At 66.1% G+C, this 1,739-nt stretch carries 1 protein-coding gene; it reads right to left on the reverse strand.

What is annotated here, in order from left to right:
- On the reverse strand, positions 1-1,739 hold a 1,739-nt coding region (locus AB0N78_RS14555), incomplete at both ends, for an Ig-like domain-containing protein (protein ID WP_363391747.1).

Here is a 1,739-nt window from a genome sequence, read left to right on the forward strand (position 1 = left end):
GTGAACGTGTCCTGACCGGCAAAGTCCACCGCCGGGGTGTACGTCACCACCGAACCGGAAACCGAGGTGGTGCTCGCCGTCGTGCTGATCGTGGCCGCATCACCGGTGAACAGCCCGGACAGATCAATCGCCGTCGGCTCCTGACCAATGGTCACCGTCGAATCCGCTGCGGTCGGCAACGGGACCACCGTCACCGTGACCGTCGCCGTCTCCGACTGACGCGCCTTATCGGTCACCGTGTACGTGAACGTCACGTCACCAGAGCCGTCGCTCGCCGCGGTGTAGCCGATGGTCGTGTCACCCTCGGCCCAGGTCACCGTGCCCGAGTCCGGAGTGGAGACCTTCGTGATCGCCCCCGACGCATCGAAGGTGTCATTGGTCAGCACGTCCAGGGTGATCGAGTCACCGGCGGACACCCGCGCGGTGTCATCCACCAGGACCGGGGCATCGATGGGTTGCATGTATCCGAAGTCGACCCCGGTGATCCCATCAGCGGGTGCCAGGATGATCGGCATCTGCGGCAGCTCCGCGACGTCCAGACCGGCCAGCGCAGCCGAGGAGGGGTCCACCGCCAGCGTCCACTTGCCCGGCGACAGGCCATCGAGCACGTAGCTACCGTCGGCCTCCGTGGTCACCGACAGGTCATCAGCCTCGGTCACCACGATGTCGTCACCGGTGCCGCCGTCATCAACCTGGTTCGCGCCCAGGGTGTACCCGGTCGCCCGGACGGTCACCCCGGCCAGGTCAGTGTCTGCGGCGTCGAATGCCCAGGAGTAGTCCTCGTCCAGGTAAACATTCCCGGCGATCTGCGCGGCACCGGAGACCAACTCCAGACCCGCCGCACCCGACACCGGAGTGTCCAACCCGGTCACCACACCCGAGACGTCATTGACCATGGAACCGTTCAACGACAACACACCCGGAGTGACCTGGATCGTCGCCTCAGCAGCCATCCCACCCAAAATGTCCTCAGTCACAAACCGCACCGCCGTCACACCGGCGGGCACACTGCCGTCCGTCGGCCATGCCTGCCAGGTCACCCCGGTGTCACCCGAGCGATCCGCCTGGATCGCCGCCATCACCGTGGCCGACGGCTCGGTGGAGTACTGGATCTGCACCCCCATATCCGCCTCCACGGACACACCAGTGAGCGTCAGTCCGTTGAGGCCCTCGGTGCCGCGACCGTCACCGTTGAACGGCAACACATCCACGATCTTCCCGGCCCCGACATTCACATCCAGACCATTCACCCACCCAATGGCGTAGCTGATCGGCACACCCGGGATCGCCTGAGTCGCACCGGCGGTCTTACTGATCGCGAAGGTCGATGGGGCATTCACTGCCAGCGACGCGGTTCCCGTGCGGTACGCCGCCTCCCGGAAGTCGTCGGTGGAGGAGATCACCGCGGTCGCCACCAGGGTGGTCGGCATCTGCACCAGGGCTGACACGTTCACATCAAAGGTGATCGTCGGGATGGTGCCCGGGGTCAGATCGCCCAGGTCGAAGGTGTACGTCGACGTACCGTCGTCGTTCTGCGTCCCGGTGGCGGTCATGCCGCTCGGCCAGGACCCGTCGACCATGGCCACCGACACCGGCAGGGTCACGGCGAGGGTGGTGTGACTCGCCAGGTCGGTCCCGTCGCTGAGCACCGGCTGAGCGGTCATCGTGTACCGCTCACCGGGCAAACCGAAGAGCGACGGCCAGGACAGATCCACCGACACCTCGGTGTCCAACGCCCG

The organism is Cellulomonas sp. NPDC089187, from assembly GCF_040685135.1.
Lineage (GTDB): Bacteria > Actinomycetota > Actinomycetes > Actinomycetales > Cellulomonadaceae > Cellulomonas.